Origin of the sequence: Lentzea pudingi (genome assembly GCF_014646255.1) — a bacterium.
GTDB classification, from domain to species: Bacteria; Actinomycetota; Actinomycetes; order Mycobacteriales; family Pseudonocardiaceae; genus Lentzea; species Lentzea pudingi.
In genome coordinates this window covers 134,065-151,108 of the sequence record NZ_BMNC01000006.1, presented here as the reverse complement: position 1 = coordinate 151,108, position 17,044 = coordinate 134,065, and the positions used below count along the sequence as shown (strand labels likewise).

Sequence of the window (17,044 nt, the reverse complement as noted above, 5' to 3'; positions counted from 1 at the left end):
CCGGAGTTGCCCGGGGTCCTTGCCAGCCCCGTGACTTGCCAGCCCCCGTGGCCTGGTCGGTCCCACCGCCTCCGTGCCGGCCGAACCTTCGGGCGGGTCACGGAGCAGCGCCGTCCGGGTGGCGCATCCAGAGGTTCGTCTCCTCGTAGACCCCCTGGTCGCGCTCCCGGTCGATCGCCAGCAGGTCCAGCCCGCCCGCGACCACGTACCGCCCGGTCTGCGGGAACGCCATGCCCGTCCACCGCTCCCACTCCGCGACCGTCCCGGTCACGACCATCGACCGCGGCGCGGGCTGGACGACCGTGGCACCGAGCCGCTGGTGCGTGCGGACCCACGGGTCGAGGTGCAGGCCGTCCTCGCGCGTCCAGTGCTGGAAGTCCGCCATGGCCGTCAACGGGTAGCTGGCCTTCAAAGTGGGTCGCACCGGCACGATGACTCGCGCGAGCCCATCGTCAGCGGCCCGTTCGCGCAGCCGGGTGAGCACCTCGCCCGCCAGCCCGCCACCGGTGCGGTCGGTCCGCACGGTCGCCGCGACGACGCACAACGCGTCGGGCGCGATGCCGCTCTCGTGCTCGGTGACCGCCGCGACCAGGGCGCCGTCGTACCCGCCGTCCGGCAGGCCGTCGGACGAGCCGTCCCAGCTCAGGGCCACCGCCGTCGCCCGCGCGAGCACCGAGTCGTCGTCATCGAGCAGCCGCACGTCGTAGCGCGGGAAGTACTCCGCCACGGCGTCGCGGTGGGTCGCGGGGATCCGGCCGCGCAGCACGAACCCCGGCCAGCCGTCCCTCAGCGGGGCTTGGGCCGGTCCCTGCAGATCCGGGCGCGAGGAGTTCGAGACGATCTTCACGGAGCCGATCGTAGAAACTGGGGACGTGCTGCACCACGTCGAACTGTGGGTACCGGACCTCGCCCGCGCCGAGGCCACCTTCGGCTGGCTCTTCGCCGAGCTCGGCTGGACCGAGCACCAGCGCTGGACCGCCGGCGTCAGCTGGAAGCTCGGCGACACCTACGTCGTGGTCGAGCAGTCCAGCGCCATGACCGGCCCGCACGACCGGATGCGGGCGGGCCTGAACCACCTCGCCCTGCACGCCGACACCCGCGAGAACGTCGACCGCCTGACCCGGGAATCCGAGGCCAACGGCTGGAAGCTCATGTTCGCGGACAGGCATCCTCACGCGGGAGGACCGGACCACTACGCGGCGTTCCTGGAGAACGCGGACGGGTTCGAAATCGAGCTGGTAGGCGTCTGAACGTGTGAGGATGCCGATCGTGCCCAGACTGTTCATCGCCGCGGTCGCCCTGCTCCTGGCCGGATGCGCGGCCGCGCGGGAGCCCGCCCCCGTCAGCAGCGGGACGACGGCGGAGTCGGGCGGGCAGCTGTCGGACCAGGAGCTGCAGGCGAAGTGGTGGACGTGGGCCGCGTCGAGCCCGGCGAACCGCAACCCCGTGGTCGACGACACCGGCCAGTGGTGCGGCCAGGACCAGCCGAAGGACGTGTGGTTCTTCGCCGGCACGTTCGGTGGCACCGTCGACCGCCGGTGCCAGGTGCCCGCCGGGCGCCCGCTCGCCGGTCCCGCGCTCAACCTGGTCTCCACGGACGCGAACTGTGCGACGTTCATGGACGGTGCCAAGGGCTCGGTGACGCTCGACGGGCAACTGCTGGAACTGCGCCGGATCACGCCGGTCGCGGTCACCTACCAGGCCGCCGAGAACAACGTCATGGGACAGCGCGAGGGACGCGTGGCGGGGCAGGGGTGCGGGCTGTGGGCGTGGATCCCGCCGCTCACGCCGGGTGAGCACGAACTGGTGGTGCGGGGGAGTCGGGCGACTTCCGCACGACGGCGCGCTACCTGCTCACCGTCAGCTCGTCGGACTAGCCGGGTCCTTCTTCGCCAGGAACCCGCCCAGCAGCATCCCCAGGCCAGCGGGGGCGAGCACGAGCAACGCCGTGAACGCCGCCCCGCCCGTCAGCGCGACCCACAGCGCCTCCTGCCCGGTCTGGTCGACCAGCAACGCCGACCCGATGACGCCCAGGGCTCCGGCGAACGGACCGGCGATCAGCGACGCGATGAACCACTGCATGCCGCGCCCCTCCAGCTCGCGCAGCGTGTCGACCGCGCCCCAGAGCACCGCGGCGACGATCAGCAGTCCCAGAGCGATCGGGCGGATCGACGAGGCCTCGGGGCTGCGCACGCTCACCGCCGCCACGCCGGTCTGCACGGCTCCGTGCAGGAGCCCCATCCACAACGCACGGACGAACCAAGGACTCATGCGGACAGCTTAGGACTGGCCGTACGCTGCGAGACATGTCGTCGTACGCCGCACGCCGAACCGCATTGCGCCAGGAGCTCCAGGCCACGAACCTGGACGCGCTGCTCGTGACGAACCTGCTGAACGTCCGGTACCTCACCGGGTTCACCGGATCGAACGCCGCCGTGATCATCGGCGCGGACGGCGACGACGTGTTCTGCACGGACGGCCGTTACCTCACCCAGTCGGCGAAGCAGGTGCCGGACCTGGAGCGGCTGATCGACCGGCCGTGCGACACCGCGCTCGCGGCCAGGGCGAAGGGCAGGCTCGGGTTCGAGAGCCACCACGTCACGGTCGACGGCCTGGACGAGCTGACCGCGGCCGCCGGCAAGGCCGAGCTGCACAAGGCCGGTGGCCTGGTCGAGAAGCTGCGGCTGGTCAAGGACGAGGTCGAGATCGAGGCGCTGCGGATGGCGTGCGCGGCGGCCGACCGCGCGCTCGCCGCGTTGATCGGGCACGGCGGCCTGCGCGCGGGCCGGACCGAACGCGAGGTCGCGCGCGAGCTGGAGAGCCGCATGCTCGACCACGGCGCCGAGGGGCCGTCGTTCTCCTCGATCGTGGCGTTCGGCGCGAACTCGGCCGTGCCCCACCACTCGCCGACGGACGCGACGTTGCGCACCGGCGACCTCATCAAGCTCGACTTCGGCGCGCTCGTCGACGGCTACCACTCCGACATGACCCGCACGCTCGTGCTCGGCAGGCCCGCGGACTGGCAGCGCGACCTGTACGACCTGGTCGCGCGGTCGCAGGCGGCGGGACGGGGCGCCCTCACGCCCGGCGCGCGGGTGAGCGACGTCGACCACGCGTCGCGCGAGGTGATCGAGAAGGCCGGGCACGGGAACGAGTTCCTGCACGGCCTGGGCCACGGGGTCGGGCTGGAGATCCACGAGGCACCGGCGTTGTCGAAGGCGGGTGCCGGTACACTTTCGGCCGGTATGGCGGTCACCGTCGAGCCCGGCGTCTACTTGTCGGGGCGGGGCGGGGTCCGCATCGAGGACACCCTCGTGGTGCGCGAAAGCGGGCCGGAGCTCCTCACCCTGACCACGAAAGAACTCGTGGTCGTCTGACACCCCCGTCCTACACAGGAGAAATCCCACCGTGGCCACCACGAACGACCTGAAGAACGGCCTGGTGCTGAACCTCGACGGCCAGCTCTGGACCGTCACCGCGTTCCAGCACGTCAAGCCCGGCAAGGGTGGCGCCTTCGTGCGCACGACCCTCAAGCACGTGCTGACCGGGAAGGTCGTCGACAAGACCTTCAACGCGGGCACCAAGGTCGAGACCGCCACCGTGGACAAGCGCGGCATGACCTACCTGTACAAGGAAGGCACCGACTTCATCTTCATGGACGGTGACACCTACGACCAGATCCCGGTTCCGGCCGAGACGGTCAGTGACGCCGCGAACTACCTCCTGGAGAACCAGGAGGCGATGGTCGCGACGCACGAGGGCGTCCCGCTGTTCGTCGAGCTCCCGACCTCGGTCGAGCTGGTCATCGAGCACACCGACCCCGGCCTGCAGGGCGACCGCTCCACGGGTGGCACCAAGCCCGCCCGCCTCGAGACCGGCGCCGAGATCCAGGTCCCGCTGTTCGTCACGACCGGCGAGAAGATCAAGGTCGACACCCGCGACGGCCGCTACCTCGGCCGCATCAGCGACAAGTCCTGATGGGTGCTCGGAGCAAGGCCCGCAAGCGCGCGGTCGACTTCCTCTACGAAGCCGATCTGCTCGGCAGCGACGCCGTGACGTTGCTGGCCTCGCGCGTCGGGTCCCCGGACGTCCCGCCGATCAACGACTACACCGTCTCCCTGGTCGAGGGCGTCACCGCGCACCGCTCGCGCATCGACGACCTCATCTCGGAACACGCCGAGGGCTGGACCCTGCAGCGCATGCCGGCGGTCGACCGCGCGATCCTGCGCCTCGGCCTGTACGAGCTGCTGTGGGCGGCCGACGTGCCGGACGCGGTGGCGATCGACGAGGCCGTGGAACTCGCCAAGGGCCTGTCCACGGACGACTCGCCGCGGTTCGTGAACGGTGTGCTCGGCCGGATCGCGGTCATCGCGGACCAGCTGCGCGCCGTCCTCTAGTTCCTGATCCGCCTGGCGGCCGCCTGCCCCCTGGGGGTGGGCGGCCGTTGCGCGTTCAGCCGCGCGCCCAGCCCCGTCGCTCGCCCTCGTCGATCAGCTCCAGCGCCGCTTCCCAGAGCTTCGTCGACCCCTCGCCGATCACGGCCTTGCGAGCGCGGACGTCCTGAGCCCTCACGCCCGGCGTCCTCCACGTCCCGCCCTTCGCCATCCAGTTGAGCAGCAACGGCTGCAGCCGGTCCATGGCTTTCGCGAACCGCGCCTCGGGCGTCTGCCGCGCCTCGAACTCGTCCCACAGCGCCCGCAACGTCCGGCCCGCGTCCGGCGGCAGGATGCCGAACAACCGGTCGGCGGCCGCCTCCTCGCGTTCCTGCTGGCTCTCGCCCAGCGCGGTGTCGTAGATCGGCGTGTCACCGGCGTAGATCTCGACGAGGTCGTGCACCACCACGAGCTTCATCGTGTGGCCGACGTCGATCGGTTCGTCGGCGTACTCCGCGAGCGTCATGACCATCAGCGCGAGGTGCCACGAGTGCTCCGCGTCGTTCTCACGCCTGTCCGCCGCCGCGAGAGGGGACGCGCGCAGCACGGTCTTGAGCCGGTCGACCTCGATGAGGAACGTGAGGTGCTCGCGCAGCCGGGAGTCCACACCGGACGGCAACGGGTTCTGATCAGCGAGAAGTCCTGTCACGTTGCCAGGATGCTACCGGCTCGCCAGGAACTCCTCCCACGTGTGAGTGCCGCGGTCGCCGTCCAGGGCCAGGTTCTGCCCACCCCGGTAGGCCTTCCCCGCCTTGCCCGGCAGCCGCACCGGCACCGTCAGCCGGTGCTTGCCCGAGGTCGTCAGGTAGTCCCGCACGAGCTGCCTCATCTCGTACACCGCGGGCCCGGCGAGGTCCGCCACGCGACCGGCGGGCTGTCCCAGAGCCAGTTCGGCGAGGCGGAGGGCCACGTCACGGGCGTCAACGGGCTGCAACCGCATCCCCGGCACCGGCACGACCGGGAGCTTCGCGAGGCCGCGCACCATGCTCAGCGTCAGGTCGTGGAACTGGGCGGCCCGCAGGATCGTGAACGGGATGCCCGACGCCTCGACCGCATCCTCGCAGGCGAGCTTCGTGCGCAACCATGCCAACGGCACGGTGTCGGCGCCGATCACCGAGATGTGCACGAGGTGCCGGACGCCGCGGCAGGCCGCCAGCAGGTTGCGGGTCGCGACGTCGTCCCCCTTCTGCCCGCCCGCGAGGTGCACCACGACGTCGGCCTCGATCGCCGGGACCTCGCCGAGCAGGTCGCAGGCGATGTCGCCGTGGCGGCTCAGCACCGTCACGTCCGCTCCGGCCGCGCGCAGCAGGGGGACGACGTGCTTGCCCAGAGTGCCGGTTCCGCCCGTGACGACGATCTTCATGATTACCCTCCCGATTGAGTCCGTTGCCCGCTCGACCCGGCAGCGCTCAGGAACGTGACAGGCTGTGTGCCAGGCCACAGGGGGAAGCTTTGATCGCGCAGTTCGAGCAGGAGCGCACGCGGTTGCGCGCCATCGCCCACCGCATGCTCGGGTCGTTCGCCGAGGCCGACGACGCGCTGCAGGACGCCTGGCTGCGCGTCGAACGCGCGGACACCGCGGAGGTCGACAACCCGGCCGCGTGGCTCACCACCGTCGTCGGGCGGGTGTGCCTGAACATGTTGCGGGACAGGCGGGAGCACGCGTTCGAGATGCCCGATCCCGTGATCGAGACGGGGGAGGAGCCCGAGCAGCAGGCCGTCGCGAAGGACCAGGTCGGGCTCGCGATGCTGATCGTGCTGGACTCGCTGAAGCCGGACGAACGGCTGGCGTTCGTGCTGCACGACATGTTCGCCGTGCCGTTCGACGACATCGCGCCGTTGATCGAGAAGACCCCGGCCACGGCCCGTCAGCTGGCGTCGCGCGCACGCAAGCGCGTGCAGGACCGGCCGCAGCCGAACGTCGACCTGCCGAAGCAGCGCGAGGTGGTGCGGGCGTTCATCAAGGCGTCGCGGGAAGGTGACCTGGAAGGCCTGGTCGCGGTGCTGCACCCGGACGCCGTGCTGCGCGCGGGCGCCCTGGAGGTCATCGGCGGCCGGAACGTCGCCGGCCGGGCGAGCCTGTTCCGCCGGTTCGCCGCACGCACGTCCGTCGAGTTCGTGGTCATCGGCGGAGAGACCGGTTTCATCACGTGGGTGGACGGCGCGCCGTTCTCGATCATGGCCTTCACCGTGCGCGACGGGCAGATCGCCGCGATCCACGTGATCCAGGACAAAGAGCAACTCGCCGCTCTCGTGCCGTGAGCAATACCACTGGCGTCACTGGTCACGTCGAACGCCCGCCAGGTGTCTAGTGGAGGTGGGCGCTCGACGTGAGGGGGACCCGATGATGACCGGGGAGTGGGACCAGGGCACCAGGCTGGCCTACCGGATGCTCGGGCGGTTCGCCGACGCCGCGGACGCGGTGCGGGAGGCGAGCCGCAAGACCGAGAAGAGCGGGGAGCCGGGCTGGCTGAGCACGGTGGTCGCGCGGGTGAGCCTCACGATGCTCCGCGTGCGGGCGCGCAACGGCTTCCAGATGCCCGATCCGGTCGTGAGCGGTGAGCCGAACGACGAACCCGGTCTCGGCGTGCTGACCGCACTCGACGCGCTGACCCCCGACGAACGCGTCGCGTACGTGCTGCACGACATGTTCGAGGAGTCGTTCGAGCAGGTGGCGCCGCTGATCGGGCGCACGCCGCTGGGCGCGTCGCAGGTCGAGTCACGGGCGCGCAGGCGGGTGGCGGACAGACCGGTGTCCGATGTGGACCTGGCCGGGCAGCGCGTGGTCGTCGACGCGTTCCTCGCGGGGGAGGACGTGCTGGACGCCGGCGTGACGCTGCGCTCCGAGGAGATCTGGCTGCGCGGTGCCGGCCTGGTCGCCCCCAAGGCGTCGGTGCTGCAGGCGGCGCCGTGCGTGGAACCCGCTGTCGTTGGCGGTGAGGCCGGTCTGGTGTCGAGGGTGGACGGTCAGCCGGTCCTGCTGGTGGCGTTCACGGTGCGCGAGAGCCGGATCGCCGCCATCCACGCGATCACGGACCGGGAGCACGTCCGCCGGCTCGTGGCACCGCGCTGACACGGAGCGTCAGCAGAAAGCAGCAATGGCTCCCCCGGCGTCCTCAGGGCGACTGGCAGGACGTCGGCGGAGCCACTGCTCCAAGGCGGAAGCGGAGCTCAGTCTTCCTTGGCGGGACGGGCCTCGGGAGGCAGCACGCCCCAGTCGATGAGCTGCTCGGTGAGCTCGCCCGGCGTCATGTCGTAGATGATCGCGAGCGAACGCAGGTCCTCGGTGCGGATGGAGAGGACCTTGCCGTTGTAGTCACCGCGCTGCGACTGGATGGTGGCGGCGTAGCGGGCCAGCGGGCCGACCTTCTCGACCGGCAGCTGCTGCAGCCGTTCGAGGTTGATCACGATCTTGGTGGCCGGCTCGGCACCGGAGGGCACGCGGCCCTCGGGCAGGAGCTCGGCGACGGGAACGCCGTAGAAGTCGGCCAGCTCGGCCAGCTTCTGCACGGTCACCGCGCGGTCACCGCGCTCGTAGGAGCCGACGACCACGGCCTTCCAGCGACCGCCGGACTTCTGCTCGACGCCGTGCAGGGACAGACCCTGCTGCTGGCGGATAGCGCGGAGCTTGGCCCCCAGCGCCTTGGCGTAGTCGCCCATGTGGCGGTTCTCCGTTCATTCGCCCCGTCAGCAGTACGCGCGTGCTGCGGGGAGGCTTAGATCGATACGCAGAGTAATGATTACTCGCCGTGGTCGACAGGTCAAGCTGATCTCGGGGAGAGACGCGCGCCACGCCTGGCCTACCACTCGGATGGTTGACCGTCCGTAGGTGATACGGTGCAGGTCAGCCTAGTTGTAACTAGGTGTCCGACGTCCTTTAAGGACCCGTCCAGTGAGGCGGGGAAGGAGGTCCAGCCGTGGCGTCACGTCAACGTGGCGCGACGGATCCGGCCGGGGATCGCGAGATTCTCTCGGCCGGTGACGTCGCGCGCACTGTCGCCCGAATGGCCCATCAGATCATCGAGAAGACCGCTCTCGATGCACCCAGCGCACCCGACGTCGTCTTGATGGGTATTCCCAGCCGGGGAGCCCCCCTCGCCCGACGTCTAGCCGCTAAGATCGCCGAATTTTCCGGCCGGACGGTGCACGAGGGCACGCTCGACATCACCCTCTACCGCGACGACCTGCGCCGAGGCCCCACCAGGCCCCTGGAGGCGACGAAGCTGCCCGAGGGCGGCATCGACGACAAGCTGGTCGTGCTCGTCGACGACGTGTTGTTCTCCGGTCGCACGATCCGCTCCGCCCTCGACGCCCTGCGCGACCACGGCCGGCCCCGCGCCGTCCAGCTCGCCGTGCTGGTCGACCGGGGCCACCGCGAGCTGCCGATCCGCGCGGACTACGTGGGCAAGAACCTGCCGACGTCCAAGACCGAGGACGTCGTCGTGATGCTCGAGGAGTTCGACGGCCGCGACGGAGTGGTGCTGAAGTGAAGCACCTGCTCTCCACCGACGGCCTCGACCGCGACCAGGCGATCGCGATCCTCGACACCGCGGACCGGCTGAAGCAGGCGCTGCTCGGCCGCGAGGTCCGCAAGCTGCCGACGCTGCGCGGCCGCACGGTGATCACGATGTTCTACGAGAACAGCACCCGCACCCGCGTCAGCTTCGAGATCGCCGGCAAGTGGATGTCCGCGGACGTGATCAACGTCAGCAGCTCCGGTTCCAGCGTCAGCAAGGGCGAAAGTCTTCGCGACACCGCCCTGACCCTGCAGGCCGCGGGTGCCGACTGCGTGATCGTGCGCCACCCGGCGTCCGGTGCGGCCCACCGGCTCGCGGGCTGGCTCAAGCACACGAACACGTCCGTGGTGAACGCCGGCGACGGCATGCACGAGCACCCCACGCAGGCGTTGCTCGACGCCGCCACGCTGCGCGACCGCCTGGGCAGCCTCGACGGCCGCCGCGTCGCGATCGTCGGCGACGTGCTGCACAGCCGCGTCGCCCGGTCGAACGTGCACCTGCTCACCACGCTCGGTGCCGAGGTCACGCTGGTCGCCCCGCCGACCCTGCTGCCCACCGGCGTCGAGAACTGGCCGGTCACGGTCTCGCACGAGATCGACTCGCAGCTCGCCTCGCAGGACGCGGTGATGTTGCTGCGCGTGCAGGCCGAGCGGATGACCGGCGGGTTCTTCCCGAGCTCGCGCGAGTACTCGATCGCGTACGGCCTCAACGAGCGGCGTCTGAAGCTGCTCCCCGAGCACGCCGTCGTGCTGCACCCCGGCCCGATGCTGCGCGGCATGGAGATCGCCTCCGTCGTCGCCGACAGCCCGCAGGCCGCCATCACCGAGCAGGTCCGCAACGGTGTCCACGTGCGCATGGCCGTGCTGTACCACTTGCTCGCCCACGAGGAGGAAAACGCGTGAAGCCCTTGCTGCTCAAGGGAGTTCGGCCCTATGGCGAGGGGGAACCGCAAGACATCTTGATCCGTGACGGCGTCATCGCCGAGGGCACGGACGAGAACGCGGAGGTCGTCGAAGGCAACGGCGCGGTTCTGCTGCCCGGCTTCGTCGACCTGCACACCCACCTGCGGGAACCCGGCCGCGAGGACACCGAGACCATCGAAACGGGTTCCAAGGCCGCCGCTCTCGGCGGTTACACGGCCGTTTTCGCCATGGCCAACACCGATCCCGTCGCCGACAACGCCGTCATCGTCGAGCACGTCGCCCGCCGCGGCCAGGAGGTCGGCCTCGTCGACGTCCACCCGGTCGGCGCCGTCACGGTCGGCCTGAAGGGCGAGAAGCTCGCCGAGCTCGGCACGATGGCGAACTCCAAGGCACGCGTCAGGGTCTTCTCCGACGACGGCCACTGCGTGCACGACCCGTTGATCATGCGGCGCGCGCTCGAGTACTCCAAGTCGCTCAACGCCGTGATCGCCCAGCACGCCGAGGAACCGCGGCTCACGGTCGGTGCCCAGGCGCACGAGGGCGAGAACGCGTCCCGGCTCGGCCTGCAGGGCTGGCCCGCGGCGGCCGAGGAGTCGATCGTCGCCCGTGACTGCATCCTCGCGAAGCAGGTCGGCGCGAGGCTGCACGTCTGCCACGTCAGCACCACCGGCACGGCGGACGTCCTGAAGTGGGCCAAGGCGCGCGGCACCGAGGTCAGCGCCGAGGTCACCCCGCACCACCTGGTCCTGACCGACGACCGGCTCGCCACCTACGACCCGGTCAACAAGGTCAACCCGCCGCTGCGCACCCAGGCCGACGTCGACGCGCTGCGCCAGGCGCTGGCCGACGGCACGATCGACTGCGTCGCCACGGACCACGCCCCGCACGCCGTGCAGGACAAGGACTGCGAGTGGTCGGCGGCCCGTCCGGGCATGCTCGGCCTGCAGACCGCCCTCGGCATCGTCGTCGAGACGATGGTGAAGACGGGTCTGCTGGACTGGCGCGGCGTCGCCCGCGTGATGAGCGAGAAGCCCGCCGAGATCGCCGGCCTGACCGACCAGGGCCGTCCGATCGCGGTCGGCGAGCCCGCGAACCTCGTGCTGGTCGACCCGGACGCGTCGTGGACGGTGAACGGCGCGCAACTCGCGAGCATCGCGGGCAACACCCCGTTCGAGGGCATGGAGCTGCCCGCCGCGGTGACGGCCACCATCTTGCGTGGCCGGGTGACCGCGGTGGCGGGGAGGATTGCGGAATGACGCGCATCCTCCTGTCCCTGGCGGTTTTCGTCTTCTTCGCCCTGTGCGTCTACGGCATGTGGCACGGCTGGAGGCGACGCCAGCGCAAGCAGGCCGATCTGCCCGCGTTCCCGTCGACACCGGAGAAGCTCGGCGCGGCGAGGCTCGCGACCACGGGCGTCTACATCGGAACGACGAACGCGGGCAACTGGCAGGACCGCATCCAGGTCGGCGACATCGGCCACCGCGCCGAGGCGACGCTGAGCCTCGTGCCGGAGGGCATCGCGATCGAACGGACCGGCGCGTCGCCGCTGTTCATCCCCGCCGAGTCCATCCGGGACGCCCGCACGGACCGCGGCCTCGCCGGGAAGGTCATGTTCAGCGAGGAAGGCGTGCTGGTGGTCCAGTGGGAGAACGAAGGCCACTTGTTCGACACCGGTTTCCGCGGTGACGACAAGGACGTTTATGAGGAATGGGTAGCAGCTCTCGTGGGAGGCAAGGCGTGACGAACGCGGCATTGGTGCTGGAAGACGGACGTGTCTTCCGCGGTGAGGCGTACGGAGCGACCGGCGTCTCGCTCGGCGAGGTCGTGTTCTCCACGGCCATGACCGGGTACCAGGAAACCCTGACCGACCCGTCCTACCACCGCCAGATCGTGGTGCAGACCGCGCCGCAGATCGGCAACACCGGCTGGAACGACGAGGACGACGAGTCCTCGAAGATCTGGGTCGCCGGCTACGTGGTCCGCGACCCCGCGCGCACGCCGTCGAACTGGCGCTCGAAGCGTGGTCTCGACGAGGAACTGGCGAACCAGGGCGTCGTCGGCATCGCGGGCCTCGACACCCGCACGCTGACCCGCCACATCCGCGAGCAGGGCGCGATGCGCGCCGGGGTGTTCTCCGGTGCCGACCTCACCGACGACGCGTCGATGGTCGAGCAGGTCAAGGCGTCGGCGCAGATGGTCGGCGCGAACCTCGCGGTCGACGTCACCACGCCGAAGCCCTACGTGGTCGAGGCGATCGGTGAGAAGAAGTTCACCGTCGCGGCGCTCGACCTGGGCATCAAGTCGAACACCCCGCGGATGATGGCGGCGCGCGGCATCGAGGTGCACGTGCTGCCGCTGACCAGCTCGTTCGACGAGATCCTCGCGACGAGCCCGGACGGCCTGTTCCTCTCGAACGGCCCCGGCGACCCGGCCACGCAGGACCACGCCATCGCGCTGACCCGTGAGGCGCTGGGCCGCAAGCTGCCGCTGTTCGGCATCTGCTTCGGCAACCAGATCCTGGGCCGCGCGGTCGGCCGCGGGACCTACAAGATGCGCTACGGCCACCGCGGCATCAACATCCCGGTCATCGACGTGACCACCGGCAAGGTCGCCATCACCTCGCAGAACCACGGGTTCGCGCTGGAGGGCACGCCGGGCGAGGAGTTCTCCTCGGAGTTCGGCCGCGCCGTGCTGTCGCACTACTGCCCGAACGACGGCACCGTCGAGGGCGTCCGGCTGCTCGACGCGCCGGCGTTCTCCGTGCAGTACCACCCCGAGGCCGCGGCGGGCCCGCACGACGCCGCGCCCCTGTTCGACGACTTCGTGACCATGATGAATGAGGCCCGCTGATGCCGAAGAGGACTGATCTCAAGCACATCCTGGTCATCGGCTCCGGCCCGATCGTCATCGGTCAGGCCTGCGAGTTCGACTACTCCGGCACCCAGGCGTGCCGGGTGCTGCGCGAGGAGGGCATCCGGGTCAGCCTGGTGAACTCCAACCCGGCGACGATCATGACCGACCCCGAGTTCGCCGACGCCACCTACATCGAGCCGATCACGGCCGAGTTTGTGGAGAAGGTCATCGCGCAGGAGCGCCCCGACGCGATCCTGGCGACGCTGGGCGGCCAGACGGCGCTCAACACGGCCATCGCGCTGCACGAGCGCGGTGTGCTGGAGAAGTACAACGTCGAGCTGATCGGCGCGGACATCGACGCCATCCAGCGCGGCGAGGACCGGCAGATCTTCAAGGACCTGGTGCGCGGCATCGGTTCCGAGGTCCCGCGTTCGGCCGTCTGCAAGACGATGGACGAGGTCCGCAAGACCGTCGCCGACCTCGGCCTGCCGGTCGTCATCCGGCCGTCGTTCACCATGGGCGGCCTGGGTTCCGGCATGGCGTACACGCCCGACGAACTGGAGCGCCTCGCCGCGATCGGCCTCGATGAGTCCCCGGTCACCGAGGTGCTCATCGAGGAGAGCGTGCTCGGGTGGAAGGAGTACGAGCTCGAGCTCATGCGCGACCGCAACGACAACGTGGTCGTCATCTGCTCGATCGAGAACATCGACCCGATGGGCGTGCACACCGGTGACTCGGTGACGGTCGCGCCGGCGATGACGCTGACCGACCGCGAGTACCAGCACATGCGCGACGTCGGCATCCAGGTCATCCGCGAGGTCGGCGTCGACACCGGTGGCTGCAACATCCAGTTCGCGATCCACCCGGAGAACGGCCGCATGGTCGTCATCGAGATGAACCCGCGCGTGTCGCGGTCGTCGGCGCTGGCGTCCAAGGCGACGGGCTTCCCGATCGCCAAGATCGCCGCGAAGCTCGCCATCGGCTACACGCTCGACGAGATCACCAACGACATCACGGGGGAGACCCCGGCGTCGTTCGAGCCCTCGCTCGACTACGTCGTCGTGAAGGCGCCGCGGTTCGCGTTCGAGAAGTTCCCCGGTGCGGACCCGACGCTGACGACCACGATGAAGTCGGTCGGCGAGGCCATGTCGATCGGCCGGAACTTCGTGGAGGCGCTGGGCAAGGCGCTGCGTTCGCTGGAAACGAAATCGGTCGGTTTCTGGACGCAGCCCGACCCCGAGGGCGCTACTCTCGAGTCGACCCTGAAGCAGTTGGAGCGTGGCCACGACGGCCGCCTCTACACGGTCGAGCGTGCTCTTCGGCTCGGTGCGTCCATTGAGGACGTGTACAACGCGTCGAAGATCGACCCGTGGTTCATCGAGCAGATCGCGTGGCTCGGCACGTTGCGGCAGGAGCTCCTGGACGCTCCCGTGCTCGACGAGTCGTTGCTGCGCAAGGCGAAGCGCGCTGGGCTCTCCGACCGGCAGATCGCGGTGCTGCGGTCCGAGCTGGCCGGTGAGGACGGCGTGCGCAGGTTGCGGCACCGCCTGGGCGTGCGTCCGGTCTACAAGACGGTCGACACGTGCGCGGCGGAGTTCAAGTCCGAGACGCCGTACCACTACTCCGCGTACGAGCTGGACCCGAACGCCGAGACCGAGGTGGCGGAGCAGCGGGAGAAGCCGAAGGTGCTGATCCTGGGCTCCGGTCCGAACCGCATCGGCCAGGGCATCGAGTTCGACTACTCGTGCGTGCACGCGGCGATGGCGTTGCGGGCGGCCGGGTACGAGACCGTGATGGTCAACTGCAACCCGGAGACGGTGTCGACGGACTACGACACCTCGGACCGCCTGTACTTCGAGCCGCTGACGTTCGAGGACGTGCTGGAGGTCGTGCACTCCGAGCAGCGCTCCGGCACCGTGGCGGGCGTGATCGTGCAGCTGGGCGGCCAGACGCCGCTGGGTCTCGCGAAGCGCCTGGCCGACGCCGGCGTGCCCGTCGTGGGCACCACGCCCGAGGCGATCCACCTCGCCGAGGACCGCGGCCAGTTCGGCAAGGTGCTGACCGAGGCCGGGCTGCCCGCGCCGAAGTTCGGCACGGCCACGTCGTTCGGCGAGGCGAAGGAGATCGCGGACGAGATCGGCTACCCGGTCCTCGTGCGCCCCTCCTACGTGCTCGGCGGGCGCGGCATGGAGATCGTGTACGACGAGGATTCGCTGTCGGGCTACATCGCCCGCGCGACCGAGGTGACGCCCGAGCACCCGGTGCTGGTCGACCGGTTCCTCGACGACGCCATCGAGATCGACGTCGACGCGCTGTGCGACGGCGAGGAGGTGTTCATCGGCGGCGTGATGGAACACATCGAGGAAGCCGGTGTGCACTCCGGCGACTCGTCGTGCGCGCTGCCGCCGATCACCCTGGGCGCGTCGGACATCGAGAACGTCCGCCGCTCCACCGAGGCCATCGCGAAGGGCATCGGCGTGAAGGGGCTCCTGAACGTCCAGTACGCGTTGAAGGACGACGTGCTGTACGTCCTGGAGGCGAACCCGCGTGCGTCGCGCACGGTGCCGTTCGTGTCCAAGGCGACGGCGGTGTCGATGGCGAAGGCCGCGTCCCGCGTCATGCTCGGCGCCACGATCGCGGAGCTGCGCGTGGAGGGCATCCTGCCGGCCACCGGTGACGGTGCCCGGCTGCCCGAGCACGCGCCGGTCGCGGTGAAGGAGGCGGTCATGCAGTTCCACCGCTTCCGCACCCCCGAGGGCCACGGCGTCGACTCGTTGCTGGGCCCGGAGATGAAGTCCACCGGCGAGGTCATGGGCATCGACTCGTCGTTCGGCAAGGCGTTCGCGAAGTCGCAGACGGCCTCGTACGGCTCGCTTCCGACCTCCGGCAAGGTGTTCGTGTCGTTCGCGAACCGCGACAAGCGCGCGATGATCTTCCCGGTCAAGCGGCTCGCCGACCTCGGGTTCCAGATCCTGGCGACCTCGGGCACGGCGGAGGTGCTCAAGCGCAACGGGATCGCGTGCACCGAGGTGCGCAAGCACTTCGAGGGCGAGGGCAACGTCGTCGACATGATCCTCAACGGCGAGATCGACATGATCTTCAACACCCCGTACGGCAACAGCGGTCCCCGTGTGGACGGTTACGAGATCCGCACCGCCGCCGTGGCCAAGGACATCCCCTGTGTGACCACGATCCAGGGCGCTGCCGCGGCCGTGCACGGCATCGAGGCGCTCATCCGGGGTGACATCGGGGTCCAGCCGCTCCAGGCGCTCCAGGCGGCACTGCGGGGTGACGCGTGACGTTCGGCGAGAAGCTCGAGAAAGCCGTTGGGGCGCACGGGCCTCTGTGCGTCGGCATCGACCCGCACCCGAGCCTGCTCGACGCCTGGGGCCTGTCCAGGACCGCCGAGGGCCTCGAACGGTTCGCGCTGACGGCCGTGGAGGCGTTCGGCGGCAAGGTGTCCATGGTGAAGCCGCAGGCGGCGTTCTTCGAGGCCCACGGGTCGCGGGGCGTCGCCGTGCTGGAGCGGGTGATCGCGGAGCTGCGCGACTCGGGCACGCTGGTGCTCGTGGACGCCAAGCGCGGCGACATCGGCTCGACCATGGCCGCCTACGCGCAGGCGTACCTGGGCGACGGCTCACCGCTCGCCGGTGACGCCGTCACGGTCTCCCCGTTCCTCGGTTTCGGGTCGCTGCAGCCCGCGCTGGACACGGCGCGGGAGACGGGCCGGGGCGTGTTCGTGCTCGCCCTGACGTCGAACCCGGAGGGCGCGCAGGTCCAGCGAGCGGTTGCTCCAGACGGGCGAACCGCGGCACAGACGATCATCGATTTCGCCGCCGCTCGAAATTCAGGCATTTCCCCGTGCGGCGATGTGGGTCTTGTCGTGGGTGCCACGATCGGGGAAACGGATGTGGACCTCGGAGGGTTCAACGGACCGATCCTGGCGCCCGGTTTCGGCGCTCAGGGCGGCTCGGTGGCCGATCTGAAACGGCTCTTCGGACCCGACATGCGCAACGTCTTTCCAGCTTCTTCACGAGATGTTCTCAAACATGGCCCGGACGTGTCTTCGCTGGTCAGGGCCGTGCGGAGCGTGCAGGACAGCCTCTGAGGCAGGGCGCGCCACGCCTTTTCGGGTGTGGTGCGCTCACCTGGGCAAACATGTGTTGGTAGGGTCCACGCCACCGGCTGCCCCGCTGGTCACCGGCCTCATAGCACACCTAGGGTGTGCGACGAGTTGCCGGTGGCGGTGATCAGGCCGCCGGATGGTTTGGTACTACTACCACCCGCCGCTTCACTCATGACCGCTGAGGATTTACCT

At 69.9% G+C, this 17,044-nt stretch carries 18 protein-coding genes; 13 read left to right on the top strand and 5 right to left on the bottom strand.

Going from position 1 to position 17,044, the window contains the following annotated elements; translation table 11 throughout:
* Positions 1–97 precede the first annotated feature (97 nt).
* Positions 98–847 carry a hypothetical protein gene (locus IEY88_RS22605; RefSeq protein ID WP_189156809.1) on the bottom strand — a complete coding sequence of 250 codons (750 nt, stop codon included), beginning with the start codon at positions 845–847 and terminating at the stop codon, positions 98–100.
* 25 nt (positions 848–872) lie between these two features.
* Here IEY88_RS22605 and IEY88_RS22600 point away from each other — a divergent pair, with 25 nt between their 5' ends.
* The gene (locus tag IEY88_RS22600; protein ID WP_189156808.1) at positions 873–1,250 is read left to right on the top strand and encodes a VOC family protein; all 378 of its coding nucleotides are present in this window, start codon (positions 873–875) and stop codon (positions 1,248–1,250) included.
* A gap of 610 nt (positions 1,251–1,860) precedes the next feature.
* Here the strand turns inward: IEY88_RS22600 and IEY88_RS22595 are convergent.
* Positions 1,861–2,271: a B-4DMT family transporter gene (locus IEY88_RS22595; protein ID WP_189156807.1), complete on the bottom strand. Its 411-nt coding sequence runs from the start codon at positions 2,269–2,271 to the stop codon at positions 1,861–1,863.
* 35 nt (positions 2,272–2,306) lie between these two features.
* Between IEY88_RS22595 and IEY88_RS22590 the strand changes: the two genes are divergently transcribed.
* From IEY88_RS22590 to nusB, 3 genes are read left to right on the top strand one after another with little or no spacing between them, the layout of a single operon-like run.
* Positions 2,307–3,377 carry a M24 family metallopeptidase gene (locus tag IEY88_RS22590; protein WP_189156806.1) on the top strand — a complete coding sequence of 357 codons (1,071 nt, stop codon included), beginning with the start codon at positions 2,307–2,309 and terminating at the stop codon, positions 3,375–3,377.
* A 31-nt stretch (positions 3,378–3,408) separates the two neighbouring features.
* Positions 3,409–3,978 (top strand): elongation factor P, encoded by a 570-nt coding sequence (efp, locus tag IEY88_RS22585; RefSeq protein WP_189156805.1) that lies wholly within the window; start codon positions 3,409–3,411, stop codon positions 3,976–3,978.
* On the top strand, positions 3,978–4,397 hold the full coding sequence (nusB, locus tag IEY88_RS22580; RefSeq protein WP_189156804.1) for a transcription antitermination factor NusB: 420 nt from the start codon (positions 3,978–3,980) through the stop codon (positions 4,395–4,397). The genes efp and nusB overlap by 1 nt, the downstream gene beginning before the upstream one ends.
* 55 nt (positions 4,398–4,452) lie before the next feature.
* Here nusB and IEY88_RS22575 read toward each other — a convergent pair whose 3' ends face one another.
* Together IEY88_RS22575 and IEY88_RS22570 are read right to left on the bottom strand one after the other, a co-directional pair.
* Positions 4,453–5,082 carry an HD domain-containing protein gene (locus IEY88_RS22575; RefSeq protein ID WP_189156803.1) on the bottom strand — a complete coding sequence of 210 codons (630 nt, stop codon included), beginning with the start codon at positions 5,080–5,082 and terminating at the stop codon, positions 4,453–4,455.
* A gap of 12 nt (positions 5,083–5,094) precedes the next feature.
* Positions 5,095–5,796, bottom strand: a complete 702-nt coding sequence (locus IEY88_RS22570) for an SDR family oxidoreductase (protein WP_189156802.1) — start codon at positions 5,794–5,796, stop codon at positions 5,095–5,097.
* Between the two features lie 89 nt (positions 5,797–5,885).
* Between IEY88_RS22570 and IEY88_RS22565 the strand changes: the two genes are divergently transcribed.
* Positions 5,886–6,695: a sigma-70 family RNA polymerase sigma factor gene (locus IEY88_RS22565; RefSeq protein WP_189156801.1), complete on the top strand. Its 810-nt coding sequence runs from the start codon at positions 5,886–5,888 to the stop codon at positions 6,693–6,695.
* Positions 6,696–6,777: 82 nt separating this feature from the next.
* On the top strand, positions 6,778–7,506 hold the full coding sequence (locus IEY88_RS22560; RefSeq protein WP_189156800.1) for a sigma-70 family RNA polymerase sigma factor family protein: 729 nt from the start codon (positions 6,778–6,780) through the stop codon (positions 7,504–7,506).
* Positions 7,507–7,604: 98 nt separating this feature from the next.
* Here the strand turns inward: IEY88_RS22560 and bldD are convergent, their stop codons facing one another.
* Positions 7,605–8,093, bottom strand: a complete 489-nt coding sequence (gene bldD, locus IEY88_RS22555; RefSeq protein ID WP_030471611.1) for a transcriptional regulator BldD — start codon at positions 8,091–8,093, stop codon at positions 7,605–7,607.
* A 257-nt stretch (positions 8,094–8,350) separates the two neighbouring features.
* Between bldD and pyrR the strand changes: the two genes are divergently transcribed.
* From pyrR to pyrF, 7 genes are read left to right on the top strand one after another with little or no spacing between them, the layout of a single operon-like run.
* Entirely contained in the window at positions 8,351–8,923 is a 573-nt protein-coding gene (pyrR, locus tag IEY88_RS22550) for a bifunctional pyr operon transcriptional regulator/uracil phosphoribosyltransferase PyrR (RefSeq protein ID WP_089912344.1), read from the top strand.
* Entirely contained in the window at positions 8,920–9,852 is a 933-nt protein-coding gene (locus IEY88_RS22545) for an aspartate carbamoyltransferase catalytic subunit (protein WP_189156799.1), read from the top strand. The genes pyrR and IEY88_RS22545 overlap by 4 nt, the downstream gene beginning before the upstream one ends.
* The gene (locus IEY88_RS22540) at positions 9,849–11,129 is read left to right on the top strand and encodes a dihydroorotase (protein ID WP_189156798.1); all 1,281 of its coding nucleotides are present in this window, start codon (positions 9,849–9,851) and stop codon (positions 11,127–11,129) included. Before IEY88_RS22545 ends, IEY88_RS22540 begins: the two co-directional genes overlap by 4 nt.
* Positions 11,126–11,614: a PH-like domain-containing protein gene (locus tag IEY88_RS22535; RefSeq protein WP_189156797.1), complete on the top strand. Its 489-nt coding sequence runs from the start codon at positions 11,126–11,128 to the stop codon at positions 11,612–11,614. Before IEY88_RS22540 ends, IEY88_RS22535 begins: the two co-directional genes overlap by 4 nt.
* Complete coding sequence (gene carA, locus IEY88_RS22530; RefSeq protein ID WP_373294161.1) at positions 11,611–12,723, top strand: glutamine-hydrolyzing carbamoyl-phosphate synthase small subunit; 1,113 nt, start codon at positions 11,611–11,613, stop codon at positions 12,721–12,723. The genes IEY88_RS22535 and carA overlap by 4 nt, the downstream gene beginning before the upstream one ends.
* Entirely contained in the window at positions 12,723–16,025 is a 3,303-nt protein-coding gene (gene carB / locus IEY88_RS22525) for a carbamoyl-phosphate synthase large subunit (RefSeq protein WP_189156795.1), read from the top strand. The genes carA and carB overlap by 1 nt, the downstream gene beginning before the upstream one ends.
* The gene (gene pyrF / locus IEY88_RS22520) at positions 16,022–16,834 is read left to right on the top strand and encodes an orotidine-5'-phosphate decarboxylase (RefSeq protein ID WP_189156794.1); all 813 of its coding nucleotides are present in this window, start codon (positions 16,022–16,024) and stop codon (positions 16,832–16,834) included. Before carB ends, pyrF begins: the two co-directional genes overlap by 4 nt.
* Positions 16,835–17,044 lie beyond the last annotated feature (210 nt).

What these genes read in the sequence shown, in the direction of transcription:
- IEY88_RS22570 (WP_189156802.1), bottom strand. Translation starts at nt 5,796, where the DNA reads ATGAAGATCGTCGTCACGGGCGGAACCGGCACTCTGGGCAAGCACGTC.
- bldD (WP_030471611.1), bottom strand. Translation starts at nt 8,093, where the DNA reads ATGGGCGACTACGCCAAGGCGCTGGGGGCCAAGCTCCGCGCTATCCGC.
- carB (WP_189156795.1), top strand. Translation starts at nt 12,723, where the DNA reads ATGCCGAAGAGGACTGATCTCAAGCACATCCTGGTCATCGGCTCCGGC.
- IEY88_RS22560 (WP_189156800.1), top strand. Translation starts at nt 6,778, where the DNA reads ATGATGACCGGGGAGTGGGACCAGGGCACCAGGCTGGCCTACCGGATG.
- nusB (WP_189156804.1), top strand. Translation starts at nt 3,978, where the DNA reads ATGGGTGCTCGGAGCAAGGCCCGCAAGCGCGCGGTCGACTTCCTCTAC.
- IEY88_RS22590 (WP_189156806.1), top strand. Translation starts at nt 2,307, where the DNA reads ATGTCGTCGTACGCCGCACGCCGAACCGCATTGCGCCAGGAGCTCCAG.
- IEY88_RS22535 (WP_189156797.1), top strand. Translation starts at nt 11,126, where the DNA reads ATGACGCGCATCCTCCTGTCCCTGGCGGTTTTCGTCTTCTTCGCCCTG.
- IEY88_RS22595 (WP_189156807.1), bottom strand. Translation starts at nt 2,271, where the DNA reads ATGAGTCCTTGGTTCGTCCGTGCGTTGTGGATGGGGCTCCTGCACGGA.